The sequence below is a fragment of the Mesorhizobium sp. CO1-1-8 genome (assembly GCF_020164875.1).
Lineage (GTDB): Bacteria > Pseudomonadota > Alphaproteobacteria > Rhizobiales > Rhizobiaceae > Mesorhizobium.
Genome location: NZ_JAIUGZ010000004.1, coordinates 59,295 through 74,849 on the forward strand (window position 1 = coordinate 59,295; position 15,555 = coordinate 74,849).

The window sequence follows — 15,555 nt, forward strand, 5'->3', positions numbered from 1 at the left end:
CCCACGATCCGTTCAATCCGACAAAGGGTCTTCGAGAGTCACGCCGGCGTCGCGCATGCGCTGCAGCATGGCATTGAGCGAACCGTTGAGATCGATGCCGCGGCAGGCATCGAGCCGCACTGTGGTTTTGAAGCCCTGGCTGACGGCGTCCAGCGCCGAAAAGCCGACGCAGAAATCGGTCGCCAGCCCGACCAGGGTCAGCGCGTCGATGCCGCGCTCCCGGAGGTAACCGGCAAGGCCGGTCTGCGTCGTGCGATCGTTTTCGAAGAAGGCCGAGTAGCTGTCGATATCAGGCCGAAATCCCTTGCGGATGACGAGCTCGGCCTTGGTCCAGGCGAGGCCGGAATGGAAATCCGAGCCCAGGCTGCCCTGGATGCAGTGGTCCGGCCACAGCGTCTGCTGGCCGTACGGCATCTCGATCATGGTGAAGGGCTGCGCGCCCGGATGGCTGGAAGCGAAGCTGGAGTGACCGGCGGGATGCCAGTCCTGCGTCAGCACGACATGGTCGGTTCGCCGGATCAGGTCGTTGACCAGCGGCACGATCTCGTCGCCGCCGGCAACCGCCAGCGCGCCGCCGGGACAAAAGTCGTTCTGCAGGTCGATGACGACAAGCGCTTCGTCGGCCATGGGCTTCCTCTTCCGTATGCAGGCTCCAGTGGAAAATGCCGCTGACGCGACCGGACGCAGAAACTTGACCAGATGGCCGGCGGCGTCAACCTCTCGCGACATAACAAATGCGTGCCGGTCGGGCCGCTGCAAACTCGGGCTTTGACAAATCCTGCCGTCTTGATATCATTTGCATACGAATGATTTTTCCCGGCGTCGATGCCGGCAGGGCCTTTCGAAACACCCGTTTCTGGAAGACCTCTTTTGGAAGGCAAAGCGTGATCCGTTACGCGAAACCCACCTCGGTCGACGAAGCGCTCGCTTTGCTTGGCGAGGACGCCTGGCGCATCCTCGCCGGCGGCACCGATTTTTATCCGGCACAGGGCAGCAAACCCGTCCGGGACAATGTTCTCGATATCAACGGCCTGGCGGCGCTGCGCGGCGTTGCCGAGACGAGCGACCATTTCGTCATCGGCGCGCGCACGACCTGGACCGACATCGTCCGCCACCCCTTGCCGCCGGCCTTCGATGCCTTGAAACAGGCGGCGCGCGAGGTCGGCTCGGCGCAGATCCAGAATGTCGCCTCGGTCGCCGGCAATCTCTGCAACGCCTCGCCTGCCGCCGACGGGGCGCCGGCCCTGCTGGTCCTCGATGCAGAGGTCGAGTTGCGCTCGGTGGCGGCCACGCGGCACCTGCCGCTGCAGGACTTCATTCTCGGCAACCGCCGCACGGCTCTGCTGCCCCATGAGATGGTGACGGCCATCCGCGTGCCGAAGCCCAGCGGCACGTCGGCTTTCGTCAAGCTCGGCGCCCGGCGCTATCTCGTCATTTCCATCGCCATGGTGGCGGCGCGTCTGGTCGTCGAGGATGGCATCGTCAGTGACGCCGCTGTCGCCGCCGGCTCCTGTTCGGTGGTGGCCAGGCGGCTGGCCGGCGTCGAAGCCGCGTTGTGCGGGCTGCCGGTGGACGGCGGACTTGCCGACGCGGTCCTGGCCGCGCCAATGGCTGAACTGTCGCCCATCGCCGATGTGCGCGGCAGCGCCGAATACCGGCTCGACGCGGTGCGCGAGATTGTTGCCCGCGCCGTGCTTGCGGCTGTGGGGCGGACGACTGGCGACGAGGTGGCCGCGGCATGAGCCAAGTTCAACCTGAAGCGAGCGAACCCCTGCCGGATCTGGGCGCCATCCGGCCTGGCCTTGGCGCTGAGCGCGCCGATATCGCCTTCGACGTCAATGGCACCGCCGTCTCGGTCAATGTGCCGCCGCTGCGCCGGCTGTCCCTGGTGCTGCGCGATGAATTGCTGCTGACCGGCACCAAGGTAGGCTGCGACGCCGGCGACTGCGGCGCCTGTACGGTGCTGGTCGACGGCGATCCCGTCTGCGCCTGCCTGATGCCGGCTGCGTCCGTCGCCGGCGCATCGGTGACGACAGTCGAAGGGCTTGCCAACGGTCGGCTGTCGGCGTTGCAGGCCTCTTTCCTCGCCCACGGCGCCGCGCAGTGCGGGATCTGCACGCCCGCCCTGTTGGTTGCGGCGACGGCGTTGCTGGAGAAGAAGGCGAGCCCCACCGAGGTCGAGGTACAGGACGCGCTCGGCGGAATTCTGTGCCGCTGCACGGGCTACCGGAAGATCATTGCCGCAGTGATGGATGCCTCGCTGCAAGCAGCAAGCCTGGATTTCCGCTTGCCTCGATCCGGCCATGCGATTGGCTTCTCGCCGATCAGGCTCGACGGCGTGCCGAAGGTTACCGGGGCTGAGAAATTCGGCGGCGATTCCTTCCCCGCTGATGCGCTGGCCGTGCTGGTGGTCCGCTCGCCGCATCATCACGCCAGCTTCGCTTTCGGTGACCTCGACGGCTGGGCGAAGGCGCATCCCGGCATCGCCGATGTCTTCACAGCAGCCGACATTCCGGGAAAAAACTGTTTCGGCGTCATCGGCCCGTTTGCCGACCAGCCGGCTCTGGCTGAGGGGTTTGCTCGCCTTCGCGGTGAGGCGGTGGCGCTGGTCGCTGGCGAGCGTGAGGCGATGCTCGATATCGACCTCTCGGATTTTCCGATCCGCTGGACCGAATTGCCGCATGTTCTCCAATCCTGCGAAGCGCGCGCTGGCGGTGCCAAGCTCATTCATGAGAACCGGCCGGCAAACCTGCTGACTTCCGGCTTCGTCGAACGCGGCGATCCGGAAGCTGCCCTTGCCGGTTCAGCTTTCACCGTGTCCGGCGCCATCGACACCTCTTATGTCGAGCACGCCTATATCGAGCCGGAGGCCGGCCACGCCTATGTGGACGGCGACACGCTGGTGGTCGTCGCCTGCACGCAAGCGCCTTACATGGACCGCGACGAGACAGCAAAAGTGCTTGGCCTTGCCGTCGACAAGGTGCGTATCGTGCCGACGGCGACCGGCGGCGGTTTCGGCTCCAAACTCGACGTTTCGCTGCAGCCGCTGATCGGACTTGTGGCGATGAAGACGGGGCGGCCGGCGGCACTTGCCTACACCCGCACCGAATCGATGATGTCGACCACCAAGCGCCATCCGGCCGAAATGAAAGCGACCATCGGCGCCGATGCCGATGGCCTTGTCACCGGCATGATCTTCGAAGGTGACTTCAACACCGGCGCCTATGCAAGCTGGGGCCCTACCGTGGCCAACCGCGTGCCGGTGCACGCCTCCGGACCCTACGCGACGCCGAATTACCGCGCCGAAGGCCGCGCCATCCACACCCATGGGCCGATCTCCGGTGCCTTCCGCGGCTTCGGCGTACCGCAGGCGACTATCATGCAGGAGACGCTCTATGACGAGCTGGCCGGCAAGCTCGGCATCGACCGGCTCGATTTTCGCTTGAAGAACTGCCTTCGGAACGGCTCCGAAACGGTAACCGGGCAGCTTCTGGAGTCCGGCGTCGGCATTGCCGAATGCCTCGAATCGCTGCGGCCGCATTGGGTGCGCGCGACAGCTGACGCGGAGGCATTCAACAGTGCCAACAGGGATAGAAAGCGCGGCGTCGGCGTCGCGTCCTGCTGGTATGGCTGCGGCAACACCTCGCTGCCCAACCCGTCGACAATCCGGGTCGGCATCGCGGCTGATGGCACGGTCATCCTGCACCAGGGCGCCGTCGATATCGGCCAGGGTTCAAACACCGTCATCGCCCAGATCTGTGCCGACGCGCTCGGCTTGCCGCTTGAGAGATTCCGGCTGAAAAGCGCCGATACGGAGATCAGCCCCGATGCCGGCAAGACCTCGGCCTCGCGCCAGACTTTTGTGACCGGCAAGGCCGCCGAAAAGGCCGGCCGCGCCTTGCGCGAAAAGATCCTGCGTTTCGCCAATGTTTCCGAAAACGCAGCCCTGCAACTCGAAGGCGAGGCGATCGTCATCCGCGAGGGCGAAGCCACGCGCCGCATCGACCTCGCCACATTGGACGTGGATGCCGAAGGCCTCGTCTTCCGCGCCGAGGAGACCTATGACCCGCCGACGCTGCCCCTCGACGCCAAGGGCCAGGGCAAACCCTACGCCGTTTACGGCTATGGCGCGCAGATCGCCGAACTGGAGGTCGACCTCAAGCTCGGCACGGTGAAGCTGATCAAGATCACCGCCGCGCACGATGTCGGCAAGGCGATCAACCCGCTGCTGGTCGAAGGCCAGATCGAAGGCGGTATCGCGCAAGGCATCGGTATGGCGCTGATGGAGGAGTACATCCCCGGCCGCACCGAGAATTTGCACGACTATTTGATCCCGACCATTGGCGACGTGCCGCCGATCGAGACCATTCTGATAGAAGTTCCGGATCCGGAAGGACCCTTCGGCGCCAAGGGACTTGGCGAGCATGTGCTGATCCCCACGGCGCCGGCGATCCTCAACGCCATCCGCCATGCCACCGGTGTTCTGGTCACCAAAGTCCCGGCGACGCCGACGCGTATCCGCGCTGGCATCCGCGAAAAAGATGGCATCCGCGAAAAGGAGGCACGCCGATGAGCGAGCTTGCCGAACGCTTCGAGACCCATGATCCCGGCGAGAAGCTGGTGGCGGAGAAGATCCGCTGCGATGCCTGTCCGGTGATGTGTTACATATCAGATGGGCGCACCGGCGCCTGCGACCGCTACGGCAATGTCGGCGGCAGGATCGTGCGGATGGACCCGCTGACCATCCTCGACCATGCGGCCGAGGCCGGCGCGGCAATCGTGCCATTCGTTGCCGAGGGCGAGGCGTGGGACGGCGAACTGGTCAACACCGGCCGCCGCTTCGTCACCGCAATAGGCGCCGGCACGACTTACCCCGACTACAAGCCGGCCCCGTTCATTGTCAGCCAGGAGGTCGAAGGCGTCGATCTCGTCACCGTCGTCACCGAGGGCATTTTCTCCTATTGCGGCGTTAAGGTGAAGATCGACACCGACCGGCATATAGGACCCGAGACGGCTATTGTGCGATCGCAAGGCGAGCCGATCGGCCATGTCACGACAGGCGAGTATGGCTCGCAGATGCTGTCGCTGGGCGGCGTGCATCACTTGACCGGCGGCTCCAAGGCCGAAGGCCGGGCGACCTGCGACGCGCTGCTCAATCTGTGCAACCGCAAGCCGGTGGAACTGGCCATCGACGGTGGCGCCACCATCATCGTTGAAGCCGGCAAACCGCCAGTCATCGACGGCAAGCAGGAACACCGCATGCGTGTCGGCTGCGGCTCGGCCACCATCGGCATGTTCGCCACGCAATGGCGCGGCCTAGTCGACGAAGTGGTGGTGGTCGACGACCACATCACCGGCGTCGTCTCGGAGCACCAGGCCGGCAAGGTGCTGGGCTGGCAGGATACCGGGATAAAGATCATCGGCCGTCGTTCGACGCCGGGCCGCTATTTCAAGGTCTCCGAGCCCGGCCTCGGCTGGGGCGGCACCAGCATTTCCGACCCGCTGTCGATCCTCGGCGAGTGGAATGCCAAGAAGGGCGCGCGTCCGGGCCTGTCATTGCTGATGGTTTCGACCACCGGCGAGCAGTTCGCCTATTACGAGCTCGATGACGAGCTGAAAGCGGTGCAAAAACCTTTCCCCGAACGGCTGCAAAAGTCTGTCGGCCTGATCGAGGACAATTGCGAGCCGGCTTTGTGCACTGTGCTGTTCATTGGCGGCGCCGGCGGTTCGCTGCGCGCCGGCGTCACCGAAAACCCTGTCAATCTCACCCGCTCGGTTCAGGGCCTGACCACCTATGTCACGGTCGGCGGCGCCCCGGTCTATGTCTGGCCGGGCGGCGGCATCACGCTGATGGTCGATGTCACCAGAGTGCCTGAAGGTGCCTTCGGCTATGTGCCGACGCCAGCGCTGGTGGCGCCTATCGAATTCACGCTGCGCCGCGACGACTATGTCAGGCTCGGCGGGTACGAGGCCGAAATCCGCAGCGTCGAGGATATTGTCGCAAAAGGCGGTGAGTACCTGAATCCGCGCCGCGGCACAGGCGCCGAAGCCAACAATCCATGGCCGCCACTGGCGCAGCTACGTCGTGCCGGTTCGAACGGGGCCGGGTGATGCAAGGCCCGCAAGCCCATTGGCTGCAGGACGGCAAGCGACTGCATCTCAACCACGGGCCGATCGATCTGATCGTCGAGGCCTTTGGCGACGCGGATGAGTGTCGTGCCGCTTACGCGCAAGCTGTCACGCGCTTCCAGACGATCCTGATGGAGTTGGTCGAGGAACTCCCCGAATTGCGGCTCCCGGCGTTTTTCCTGGCGCCGCGCACCTTCGCCGGCCCCACGGCGCGCCGCATGGAAGCAGCCGTCATGCCCCTGGCAGAATGCTTCATAACACCTATGGCCGCCGTCGCAGGATCGGTAGCCGACGAAATGCTTGCCGCATTGCTTGCCGGTCGCAAGCTCGAGCGCGCCTATGTCAACAATGGCGGCGACTGCGCGCTCCATATCGGCAAGGGCCAGTCGATGGGTCTGGCGGTCGCCGGCACCGGCAACGGCATGGCCGACCGGATCACGATCCGCGCGGAAAATGACGTTCGCGGCGTTGCCACCAGCGGCTGGCGTGGCCGCTCCTTCTCGCTTGGCATTGCCGACGCCGTCACCGTGCTGGCGCGGACTGGCGCCGAAGCCGATGCGGCGGCGACGCTCATTGCCAACGCGGTGGACCTGCCCGGCAATCCGGCCATCAAGCGCATTGCCGCACACGAACTGTCGCCCGACAGCGATCTAGGCGTGCGCCTGGTAACACAAGGCGTCGGCACGCTTGCACTTGGCGAGGTGGCGCGGGCGCTGGACAATGGCCTTGCCGTCGCCGAAGATTTTCGCCGGCGCGGCCTGATCGCCGGATCGGCGCTGTTTCTTGGCGGTGAGATCCGCATCAGCGGCTCGGTTGCGCTTGCCGCGCCCAACAAAAGTTCGAGGGAGGAAGTTGCCCATGCCTGAGTTTCCGATCCGCAAGATCGCGGTGCTGACCGAAGAGATCTTTCACGAGGGCGGCCCAGTGGCCAAAGTGCCGCGCCGCCGCGTCGCCGCCATGGCGCTGGTCAAGAACCCATTCGCCGGGCGCTATGTCGAAGACTTGCAGAGCGCCATGGACGATCTGAAGCCGCTCGGCCTGCTGCTCGCCGACCGGCTGATCGCGGCGCTCGGCGGCGACGTCAAGCAGATCGACGGCTACGGCAAGGGCGCCATTGTCGGCACGGCGGGTGAGCTGGAACATGGCGCGCTTTGGCATGTGCCCGGCGGCTACGCGATGCGCGAGCGGCTCGGCGACGCCAAGGCGATCGTGCCGTCGGCGAAGAAGGTCGGCGCTTTCGGTTCGAAGCTCGACGTGCCGCTCGGCCACATCAATGCCGCCTATGTGCGCAGCCATTTCGACGCCATGGAGGTCGGCATCTCCGATGGTCCGCGCCCCGACGAAATCCTGTTCTGCCTCGCCATGACCTGTGGCCCGCGCATCCACAATCGCATGGGTGGTCTCGCGGCCGAGGACATCAAAGCCTGGGATGGCTTGCGGTGAGCGGCGAGGATAATCTGCTCAAGCTGGTCGAGGTCGAGGCGCCGGACGACCAGGATTACCTCCTGCAGGAACAGGTCGGCTTCATCCTGCGCAAGGCGCATCAGCGCCATGTCGCGATCTTTGCCGCGCATATCGGCGACCTGACGCCGCCACAATTTGCTGCACTTGCCAAGCTGCGTGACGTCGGCGAGACCTCGCAGAACCAACTCGGCACGCTGATCGCCATGGATGCGGCGACGGTGAAGGGTGTCATCGACCGGCTGAAGGCGCGCGGCCTGGTCGAGCTCTCCAAGCATGAGGTCGACAAAAGGCGGCTGCTGGTCAATCTGACCGCGGAGGGCCGCGATGCGATCGAGCGCCTGATCCCGCTGGCCCGCGAGATAACCCAGGAAACGCTGGCGCCGCTCTCGGCCAAGGAGATCGCCACCTTCATGAAGCTGCTGGTGAAGCTGGCTTAGACCGCCGGGCGCCAAAAAGGCACCCGGCAGGAAGCTTGGCTCAGAGACCGTTGTCCTTCAGCACCTTGGCTGCATTTTCCTTGGTGATCTTCTCTGTCGGCAGAGTGATGGTCTTTTCGACCTTCTCGCCGTTGAGGAACTTGATCGCCTGCCGCAGGCCTTCGGCGCCCGGGGTCACATAGGTGAAGGTCGCCGTCAGCTCGCCCTTGTTGACCATCTGCACGCCTTCGTTGGGCAGACCGTCGATGCCGATGAACTTGATGTCCTTCTCGCGGCCGACATCCTTGGCGGCGAGATAGGCGCCATAGGCCATCGGGTCGTTGTGGCCGTACACGAGATCGATCTTCTCGTTGCTCTTCAGCGCGTTGGCCATCAGATTATAGGCTTGGTCCTGCTTCCAGTCGCCCGACTGCTGGTCGAGCAGATATTTGATGCCCGGTTCCTTGTCGGTGAACTCGTGGAAGCCGTCATGGCGGTCATGCGCCGGCTGTGTGCCCATGCCGCCCCAGATCTCGACGACGTTGCCTGAAGCCTTGCCCTTGCCGCCAAGCAGTTCGACGGCATATTCGCCGGCCGCGCGGCCGATCAGCGCGTTGTCGCCGCCGACGAACTGCGTGTAGTCCTTGGTGTCGACATTGCGGTCGAGCACGAAGACCGGGATCTTGGCGTCGATCGCCTGCTGCACGACGCCGGTCAGGCCGGCCGATTCCTTCGGTGACACCAACAGCGCATCGACCTCCTGACGGATCAGGTTCTCGACATCGGCGACCTGCTTTTCGGTCTTGTCCTCGCCGTCGGTGATGATCAGCTCGACCTCGGGATGCTTGGCGGCTTCGGCCAGGATGTCCTTGTTGAACTGCGCGCGCCAGGGCTCGATGGTCGTCACCTGCGAGAAGCCGATCTTCCACTTCTTGTCCTGCGCGAAGGCATTGCCGGTGGTCAGAAGCGCGGTGGTGGTCAGCAGTGCCGCGGTTATTGCGGCCAGCTTCAGCATGTCACGTCGTTTCATTTTTTGTTTCCTCCGAGATTGAGAGACGGTGTCTCTTGCGACGGCCGCTTTGCCGCGGCCGTTTCCTTGTGCGCCGATAGCCCGCCGGGCAGGCGCAGATAGGCCAGGAGATCACCGGCATTGCGCTCCTGCACGAGCACGGTGCCGATGATGATCATCCCCTTCAGCACCAGCTGAAGGTTCGAATTGATGTTGTGGAGCTGCAATATGTTGGAGAGCAGGCCGAAGATCAGCACGCCGCAGAACGTGCCGATGAGGCTGCCGCGCCCGCCCATCAGGCTGGTGCCGCCGATGACCACGGCGGCGATGGCGTCGAGCTCCAGCCCGGCGCCGGCATCCGGCTTGCCTTGCCGATACTGTGCGACATAAAGCACGGCGGCGATGCCGGCGAGCAGCCCGGAGACGGCATAGGTGGCGATCTTGACGCGGCCGGCGGCGATGCCGGAGAGGCGCGCCGCCTCTTCGTTGCCGCCGATGGCATAGACATAGCGGCCGAACGGCGTGAAGCGCAGCACCGCGCCATAGATCACGATGGCGCCGAGGAAGAACAGGCCCGGCATCGGGATGATGCCGAACACCAGCGAGCGCAGGATCTCGAAATCGGCGGTCGCGTTGGAGCCGGTATAGACAGGCAGCACCGCATTGTTCTGGCCGGCGGTCAGCCGTGCGATGCCGAGCGCCGTCACCATCATCGCCAGGGTGACGATGAAGGGCTGCAGCCGCCCGGCAACGATGATGAAGCCGTTGAGCGCGCCGAACAGCAAGCCGACGCATGGCGCCACCAGCAGCACGCCGAGCACGCCGAATTTCGGCTCGATCTGCGGCAGCAGAAACCACAGCGACAGGCAGCACAGGACCACGCCGACGACGGCCGGCGTGACCACGCCGCGAATCCCGTCCAGCTTGATCTCACGGAGGAGGTCGGCGCCAGCTCGGGACTTTGCCAGGTTCTGGAAAATGAAACGGGTGACAACGAAACCGAGGCAAAGCGCCACCAGGGCGACGGTCGGCACGCCCAGCACGACGCCCGGCGTCACGCCTGGGACCGTCAGCAGCATGGCGCAGACCACCGAGCAGATGGCCATCAGCGAGCCGACCGAAAGGTCGATGCCGCCGGTGATGATGACAGCCGTCATGCCGGTGGCGATCAGGCCGGTGGTCGAGACCTGGCGCAGCACGTCGAGCAGATTGCCGTAGGAGAGGAAGATGTTGTTGCCCTTCGAACTCATCGGCGAGCCCAGCACGCCGATCAGGAAGATGGCGATCAGGCCCCAATAGAGCTTGGTCCGGGATAGGAGTTTCAGGGCAGTCATGCGGCTGGTCTCGATATGGTCCGGCGCGGGGCGGCGAGACGCATGATGGCCTCCTCGCTGGCCGCATCGCGGGAAAGAATGCCTGTCTGGCGGCCATCGGCCATCACCAGGATGCGGTCGGAGAGGTGCAAAAGCTCCGGCAGTTCGGAGCTGATGACGGCAATGGCGAGCCCGTCACGCGCCAGCCTGAAGACGAGGTCGTAGATCTCGCGCTTGGCGCCGACATCGATGCCGCGCGTCGGCTCGTCCAGCAGCAGCACCCTTGGCCTGGTCGCCAGCCACTTGCCGATGACGACCTTCTGCTGGTTGCCGCCCGACAGCGTGCCGGCAGTTTGATCGATGTCCCGGCAGCGGATGCCGAGAGCCTTGACCGCCTGCCGCGCCAGCCCCTGCTCGCCGGCCAGCGAGCGGATGCCGAAGCGGGCCAGCGACCCGACCAGCGGCAGCGCGACATTGTCCGTGATCGATGCCTGCAGATGCAGGCCTTGCGTCTTGCGGTCCTCGGTCACCAGCGCAATGCCCAGCCGCCTTGCATCGCGCGGCGAACGGATATCCACGGGCTGGCCGTCGACACGGATTTCGCCGCCGGTGCGGCCATCGCTCGAGCCGAAGATCGCTTCCAGGATCTCGGTGCGGCCCGAACCCAGCAGCCCGCCAATGCCGAGGATTTCTCCGGCGGCAAGATCGAAACCGACGCCGTCGATCACCGTGCGCCAGCCATGGGCATCGGGCTTCGACAGCGACAGGTTTTCGACCGAAAGCACGATCTCGCCACTGCTGTTGCGCTCTTCCTGGGAGGAAGCGAGCAGGTTTCGGCCGACCATCGCCGAAATGATCGCATCTTCCTCGAGCCTGGCCATCGGCTCGGTCAGCACATGGCGGCCGTCGCGAAACACGGTAACGCGGCTGGCCAGATGCATGACCTCGTCGATGCGGTGCGAGATGTAGACGATGGCGACACCGCTGTCGGCAAGCTGGCGGATGATTCGGAACAGCCGCTGGCATTCGGCCGGCGACAGCGCCGAGGTCGGTTCGTCCATGATCAGGATGCGCGCCGACATCGACAATGCCTTGGCGATCTCGACCAGCTGCTGCTCGCCGACACGCAGGGCGCCGACGCGGGCTTGCGGATCGAGTTCGATGCCGAGCCGCTGCAACAAAGCACCCGCCGCGCGGCTGCTCGCCTTGCGGTCGACGATCAGCCCGGCGATCAGCTTCTCGCGGCCGAGGAAGATGTTGTCGGCGACGCTGAGTTCGGGCACCAGGTTGAGCTCCTGGTGGATGATGGCTATGCCGGCATCCTCGGCTTCGCGCACCCCAGCGAAGCTGACGGGGCGGCCATCGACGCTGATCGTGCCTTCATAGCCGGTGTAGACGCCGGAAAGGATCTTCATCAGCGTCGACTTCCCGGCGCCGTTCTCGCCCATCAAGGCATGAATCTCGCCGCGCCGCAGTTCGAAGCCGACATCGACCAGGGCGGCGATGCCGCCGAAGCTCTTGGAGATGCGCTCGGCGCTCAGAACTGTGTCCGACCGATCGGCAGCATCGTGCTGCGGGGAAAGGGAACTGCTCTCTTGCATGACAATGGCGGCCTCCCTTCCGTCGTCGTCAACTTCCCGCAAACGCTAATCTAAACGTTTCGATCATGTCAAGCCGATATAGGGTGCAGTAAGTTTGATGCATTTCGATTCTTGCTTAAAAGGACAGGATTCCGTACGTATTGGCCGGCAAGGGTGGCGAAACGTTTCGAAAATGACAGCATCAAGGCAAAAAAAACACCGGAAATCCACCGCCCCCACCATGCTTCATGTGGCTGAAGCGGCGCGTGTTTCTGTCGCCACCGTTTCGGCGCTGATCAATGGCACGGCGACGGTCAGCCCGGAGCTTAGCCAGCGCATCGAACAGGCGATCCGCGATATCGGCTACAAGCGCAACGCGATCGCCCGCAGCCTGAAGATGGGCACGACCCGCACGATCGGACTGACCGTGCCGCACATCACCAACCCATTCTTTACCGATGTCGTCTCGGTCATCCAGCAGGCCTTCGACCGGGCCGGCTATGCCGTCATGCTGTGCTGCACGGACGAGGATTTGAACACCCAGGACGATCAGATCAAGTTGCTGCTCGACCGCATGGTCGACGGGCTGATCGTGGCGCGCGTCGGCGACGGCGCGATTCTCAAGCGGATCGTCGACGACGCCAACGTGCCGGTCGTGCTGCTCGATCGTATCTGCAAAGGCGTCGACACCGATGCCGTGGTGCTGGACAACCAGCGCGCGGTGTTCGACGCCATCACCTATCTGATCAATCTCGGCCACCGGCGCATCGGCTACATCACCGGCACGTCGGATATTTCGCCGATGCATGACCGCATGGCGGGATATCGCGAGGCGCTTCACGCCGCCGGCCTGCCGATCGCCGAGGAGCTGATCCGCTTCGGCAATTTCCATGAAATCGACGGCTACAACGCGACCATGCAGATGCTTTCCTCGCATGATCGGCCAAGCGCGATCTTCTCGGCCAACAACCCGATGGTGATCGGCACCATGAAGGCGATCCGCGACATCGGCCTGTCCTGCCCGGAAGACATTTCGGTCGCCTGCTTCGACGACTTTCCATGGTCCGACGTATTCCAGCCGCAGCTGACCACGGTCGCCCAACCGGTGCAGGCGATCGGCGAACAGGCGGCTAATCTGCTTCTCGACCGTCTCGCCGGCAACAGGGAAGCGCCGCCGCGCAAGCTTTTGCTCAAGGGCCGATTGATGATCCGCAATTCATGCCGCCCGCTCGGGGCGATGGCGCAGAGCGTAAGCGCGTAGTCTTTCGCCAGCGTATACTCGTACGAGGACTTGTCAGGCCGCTTGCGACAGGGATTTGTGCGCCTCGGCCAGGATCTCGAACGACCGCACCCGCGCCGCATGATCAAAAATTTGCGCGGTGACCATCAGTTCGTCGGCGCCGGTGCGGCGCACGAAGGCATCGATGCCTTGCCGGACCGTTTCCGGGGAGCCGACGACGGCGCAGGACAATGCCTGGCCGAGCATTGTCTTTGCCATCGGATCGAGATCGCGGTCATAGTTCTCGACAGGTGGCGGCAGCCGGCCGGCCCGGCCGGTGCGCAGATTGACGAAAGCCTGTTGCAGCGAGGTGAACAACAAACGGGCCTCCGCATCGGTGGGCGCGGCAAAGACATTGAGGCCAAGCATGACATGCGGCTTGTCGAGCTGCTCGGATGGCTGGAAGCGCGAGCGGTAGACATCCAGCGCGTGATCCAGCTCCGCCGGCGCGAAATGCGAGGCGAAGGCGTAGGGCAGGCCGAGCATGGCGGCGAGCTGCGCGCCGTAGAGGCTGGAGCCAAGAATCCAGACCGGCACGTCCTGGCCTTCGCCGGGTACGGCGCGGATGCGTTGGCCTTCCTCGGCCGGCTGGAAATAGCCCATCAACTCGACGACATCCTGCGGGAAATTGTCGACCCCGGCCTCGAGATTGCGGCGCAAGGCGCGGGCGGTGCCCATATCCGTGCCGGGCGCCCGACCGATGCCGAGATCGATGCGGCCCGGATGCAAGGCGGCCAGCGTGCCGAACTGCTCGGCAATCACCAGCGGCGAATGGTTGGGCAGCATGATGCCGCCGGCGCCGACTCGAATGGTCTTGGTGCCGCCAGCGACATGGGCGATAACGACTGCCGTGGCGGCGCTGGCAATACCCGGCATGTTGTGATGCTCGGCCAGCCAGAAACGCTTGTAGCCCAGGCGCTCGGCATGGCGGGCAAGATCGAGCGAGTTGGCCAGCGACTGCGAGGCATCGCTGCCTTCGACGATCGGCGACAGGTCGAGAACGGAAAGGTCGGTCATGAACGGGGTGTCCTGTGTCAGGACCGCATGTAGGAAGCGCCCGGCGATGCCGCAAATTCAAAAATTTGATCAGCCTTTGGAAGCTTCGATGTCGACAGTGTCGTCCTCCTCGAGGGCGGCCGTGTGCTGCGCGGCGAGAAAATTGCCGACATGGCTGAGCCCGTCGAAATGATCGCAGAACACTTTGATGACGACCAGCAGCGGCACCGCCATCAGAGCGCCGACGAAGCCCCACAACCATGACCAGAAGGCGATGGCGATGAAAATCGCCACGGCGTTGATCTCGAGGCGCCTGCCGACCACCATCGGTGTGACGAACTGGCCCTCGACGATGTCGCACAAGATCACGAAGGCCGGCGCCAAAAGCGCGTAGAAGATGGTATCGAAGCTGATCAGCGCCATGATCGTGACCAGCACGATGGTGATCAGCGCTCCGACATAGGGCAGGAAGTTGAGCAGGGCGGCAGCGACGCCCCAGACCAGCGGATTTGGCATGCCGAGCGCCCACAGACCAAGAGCGATGACCGTGCCGAGGCCGGCATTGATGATGGTGACGGTGAGCAGATAGTGGGAGATTTCGCGCTCGACGTCATAGACGACGCGCAGCGCCCGCTTCTTTTCGCTGAGGCTGGCGAAGGACTGGATGATCTTTTCATAGAACATCGTGCCGGAGGCGAGCAGGAACAGCGACAGCACGAAGATGATGGTGAGACCTGTTCCCGCCGACAGGATGTTGCTGGCGGCCGCCGACAGGATGCCGGACTGCGCCACCGCCACCTTCTGAATACCCGACTCCTGCGAGGTCTCGGTCAGCTGTTCGATCTGATGCGAAATCTGCATGATCTTCTCGAACGGCTGGCGCAATTGCGCCAGCCGTTCGGTGAGCTTCTGGCCGATCGACGAGGTGTTGTTGATCAGATCGATGATCGGGCTGCTGAGCAGATAGCCGGCCGTGGCGAACACACAGATGGACAACACCACCAGGAGTGTTGCCGAGATCACTTCGGGGATGCCGTGCTTGCGCAGGAGCCGAACGATCGGCGTCAGCGTCAGCGCAAGCAGGAATGCCAGAATGACCGGCATGAAGAAGGCGCGGGCGAAGTAGAGCGCATAGATAGCCATGAAAAGGAAGATGCCGATCAACAACGAACGCATCAGACGCGTGTCGGCGCGAGCCGCGGCACGCGATTCCGGTTCGTCGGAAATCTCCTGACCCCAGGCAGTGGGTTCGGTTTTCATAGTCACCCCTCAAGCCGGCGCCCCTTCGCACGGCAACTGCCTCCAAGGAACGCGGAGTTACGGGCGAGGGTTCCATGAGCCGGCTTCGGGATTGAGGCCGCTCGCACCG

At 64.3% G+C, this 15,555-nt stretch carries 13 protein-coding genes; 7 read left to right on the forward strand and 6 right to left on the reverse strand.

The genetic code is table 11. The annotated features are described in order from the left end of the window. Nucleotides 1-12 precede the first annotated feature (12 nt). Entirely contained in the window at nt 13-627 is a 615-nt protein-coding gene (gene pncA / locus LB558_RS09210; protein WP_224697279.1) for a bifunctional nicotinamidase/pyrazinamidase, read from the reverse strand. Nucleotides 628-884: 257 nt separating this feature from the next. Here pncA and LB558_RS09215 point away from each other — a divergent pair, with 257 nt between their 5' ends. Genes LB558_RS09215 through LB558_RS09240 form a run of 6 tightly spaced genes read left to right on the forward strand, consistent with a single transcriptional unit; the run spans nt 885 to nt 8,030 of the window. Then, nucleotides 885-1,742 (forward strand): FAD binding domain-containing protein, encoded by an 858-nt coding sequence (locus tag LB558_RS09215; protein ID WP_224697280.1) that lies wholly within the window; start codon nt 885-887, stop codon nt 1,740-1,742. Continuing rightward, nucleotides 1,739-4,573, forward strand: coding sequence for a molybdopterin-dependent oxidoreductase (locus LB558_RS09220; protein ID WP_224697281.1), 2,835 nt, complete (start codon nt 1,739-1,741; stop codon nt 4,571-4,573). The genes LB558_RS09215 and LB558_RS09220 overlap by 4 nt, the downstream gene beginning before the upstream one ends. Further along, nucleotides 4,570-6,111, forward strand: coding sequence for a 6-hydroxynicotinate reductase (locus LB558_RS09225; RefSeq protein WP_224697282.1), 1,542 nt, complete (start codon nt 4,570-4,572; stop codon nt 6,109-6,111). Before LB558_RS09220 ends, LB558_RS09225 begins: the two co-directional genes overlap by 4 nt. Next, nucleotides 6,111-6,995, forward strand: a complete 885-nt coding sequence (locus tag LB558_RS09230; RefSeq protein ID WP_224697283.1) for a UPF0280 family protein — start codon at nt 6,111-6,113, stop codon at nt 6,993-6,995. The genes LB558_RS09225 and LB558_RS09230 overlap by 1 nt, the downstream gene beginning before the upstream one ends. Further along, nucleotides 6,988-7,572, forward strand: coding sequence for an amino acid synthesis family protein (locus tag LB558_RS09235; RefSeq protein WP_224697284.1), 585 nt, complete (start codon nt 6,988-6,990; stop codon nt 7,570-7,572). The genes LB558_RS09230 and LB558_RS09235 overlap by 8 nt, the downstream gene beginning before the upstream one ends. Then, on the forward strand, nt 7,569-8,030 hold the full coding sequence (locus tag LB558_RS09240) for a MarR family winged helix-turn-helix transcriptional regulator (protein WP_127261615.1): 462 nt from the start codon (nt 7,569-7,571) through the stop codon (nt 8,028-8,030). The genes LB558_RS09235 and LB558_RS09240 overlap by 4 nt, the downstream gene beginning before the upstream one ends. 40 nt (nt 8,031-8,070) lie before the next feature. Here LB558_RS09240 and LB558_RS09245 read toward each other — a convergent pair whose 3' ends face one another. From LB558_RS09245 to LB558_RS09255, 3 genes are read right to left on the reverse strand one after another with little or no spacing between them, the layout of a single operon-like run. Continuing rightward, nucleotides 8,071-9,039, reverse strand: a complete 969-nt coding sequence (locus LB558_RS09245) for a substrate-binding domain-containing protein (protein WP_224697285.1) — start codon at nt 9,037-9,039, stop codon at nt 8,071-8,073. Then, nucleotides 9,036-10,352 carry an ABC transporter permease gene (locus LB558_RS09250; RefSeq protein ID WP_224697286.1) on the reverse strand — a complete coding sequence of 439 codons (1,317 nt, stop codon included), beginning with the start codon at nt 10,350-10,352 and terminating at the stop codon, nt 9,036-9,038. The genes LB558_RS09245 and LB558_RS09250 overlap by 4 nt, the downstream gene beginning before the upstream one ends. Beyond that, nucleotides 10,349-11,932: a sugar ABC transporter ATP-binding protein gene (locus LB558_RS09255; RefSeq protein ID WP_224697287.1), complete on the reverse strand. Its 1,584-nt coding sequence runs from the start codon at nt 11,930-11,932 to the stop codon at nt 10,349-10,351. The genes LB558_RS09250 and LB558_RS09255 overlap by 4 nt, the downstream gene beginning before the upstream one ends. 220 nt (nt 11,933-12,152) lie before the next feature. Between LB558_RS09255 and LB558_RS09260 the strand changes: the two genes are divergently transcribed. Continuing rightward, the gene (locus LB558_RS09260; protein ID WP_224697288.1) at nt 12,153-13,172 is read left to right on the forward strand and encodes a LacI family DNA-binding transcriptional regulator; all 1,020 of its coding nucleotides are present in this window, start codon (nt 12,153-12,155) and stop codon (nt 13,170-13,172) included. Between the two features lie 33 nt (nt 13,173-13,205). On the opposite strand, the gene LB558_RS09265 is transcribed toward LB558_RS09260, so the two are convergent. Both LB558_RS09265 and LB558_RS09270 read right to left on the reverse strand, forming a co-directional pair. Continuing rightward, nucleotides 13,206-14,207 carry an LLM class flavin-dependent oxidoreductase gene (locus LB558_RS09265; protein WP_127296486.1) on the reverse strand — a complete coding sequence of 334 codons (1,002 nt, stop codon included), beginning with the start codon at nt 14,205-14,207 and terminating at the stop codon, nt 13,206-13,208. A gap of 69 nt (nt 14,208-14,276) precedes the next feature. Beyond that, nucleotides 14,277-15,446 (reverse strand): AI-2E family transporter, encoded by a 1,170-nt coding sequence (locus tag LB558_RS09270; protein ID WP_224697289.1) that lies wholly within the window; start codon nt 15,444-15,446, stop codon nt 14,277-14,279. Nucleotides 15,447-15,555 lie beyond the last annotated feature (109 nt).

Bases quoted from the DNA above. Each gene is read 5' to 3' on its own strand.
- LB558_RS09235 (WP_224697284.1), top strand. From the start codon at position 6,988: ATGCCTGAGTTTCCGATCCGCAAGATCGCGGTGCTGACCGAAGAGATC.
- LB558_RS09260 (WP_224697288.1), top strand. From the start codon at position 12,153: ATGCTTCATGTGGCTGAAGCGGCGCGTGTTTCTGTCGCCACCGTTTCG.
- LB558_RS09270 (WP_224697289.1), bottom strand. From the start codon at position 15,446: ATGAAAACCGAACCCACTGCCTGGGGTCAGGAGATTTCCGACGAACCG.
- LB558_RS09220 (WP_224697281.1), top strand. From the start codon at position 1,739: ATGAGCCAAGTTCAACCTGAAGCGAGCGAACCCCTGCCGGATCTGGGC.
- pncA (WP_224697279.1), bottom strand. From the start codon at position 627: ATGGCCGACGAAGCGCTTGTCGTCATCGACCTGCAGAACGACTTTTGT.
- LB558_RS09250 (WP_224697286.1), bottom strand. From the start codon at position 10,352: ATGACTGCCCTGAAACTCCTATCCCGGACCAAGCTCTATTGGGGCCTG.
- LB558_RS09265 (WP_127296486.1), bottom strand. From the start codon at position 14,207: ATGACCGACCTTTCCGTTCTCGACCTGTCGCCGATCGTCGAAGGCAGC.
- LB558_RS09225 (WP_224697282.1), top strand. From the start codon at position 4,570: ATGAGCGAGCTTGCCGAACGCTTCGAGACCCATGATCCCGGCGAGAAG.
- LB558_RS09245 (WP_224697285.1), bottom strand. From the start codon at position 9,039: ATGAAACGACGTGACATGCTGAAGCTGGCCGCAATAACCGCGGCACTG.
- LB558_RS09255 (WP_224697287.1), bottom strand. From the start codon at position 11,932: ATGCAAGAGAGCAGTTCCCTTTCCCCGCAGCACGATGCTGCCGATCGG.
- LB558_RS09230 (WP_224697283.1), top strand. From the start codon at position 6,111: ATGCAAGGCCCGCAAGCCCATTGGCTGCAGGACGGCAAGCGACTGCAT.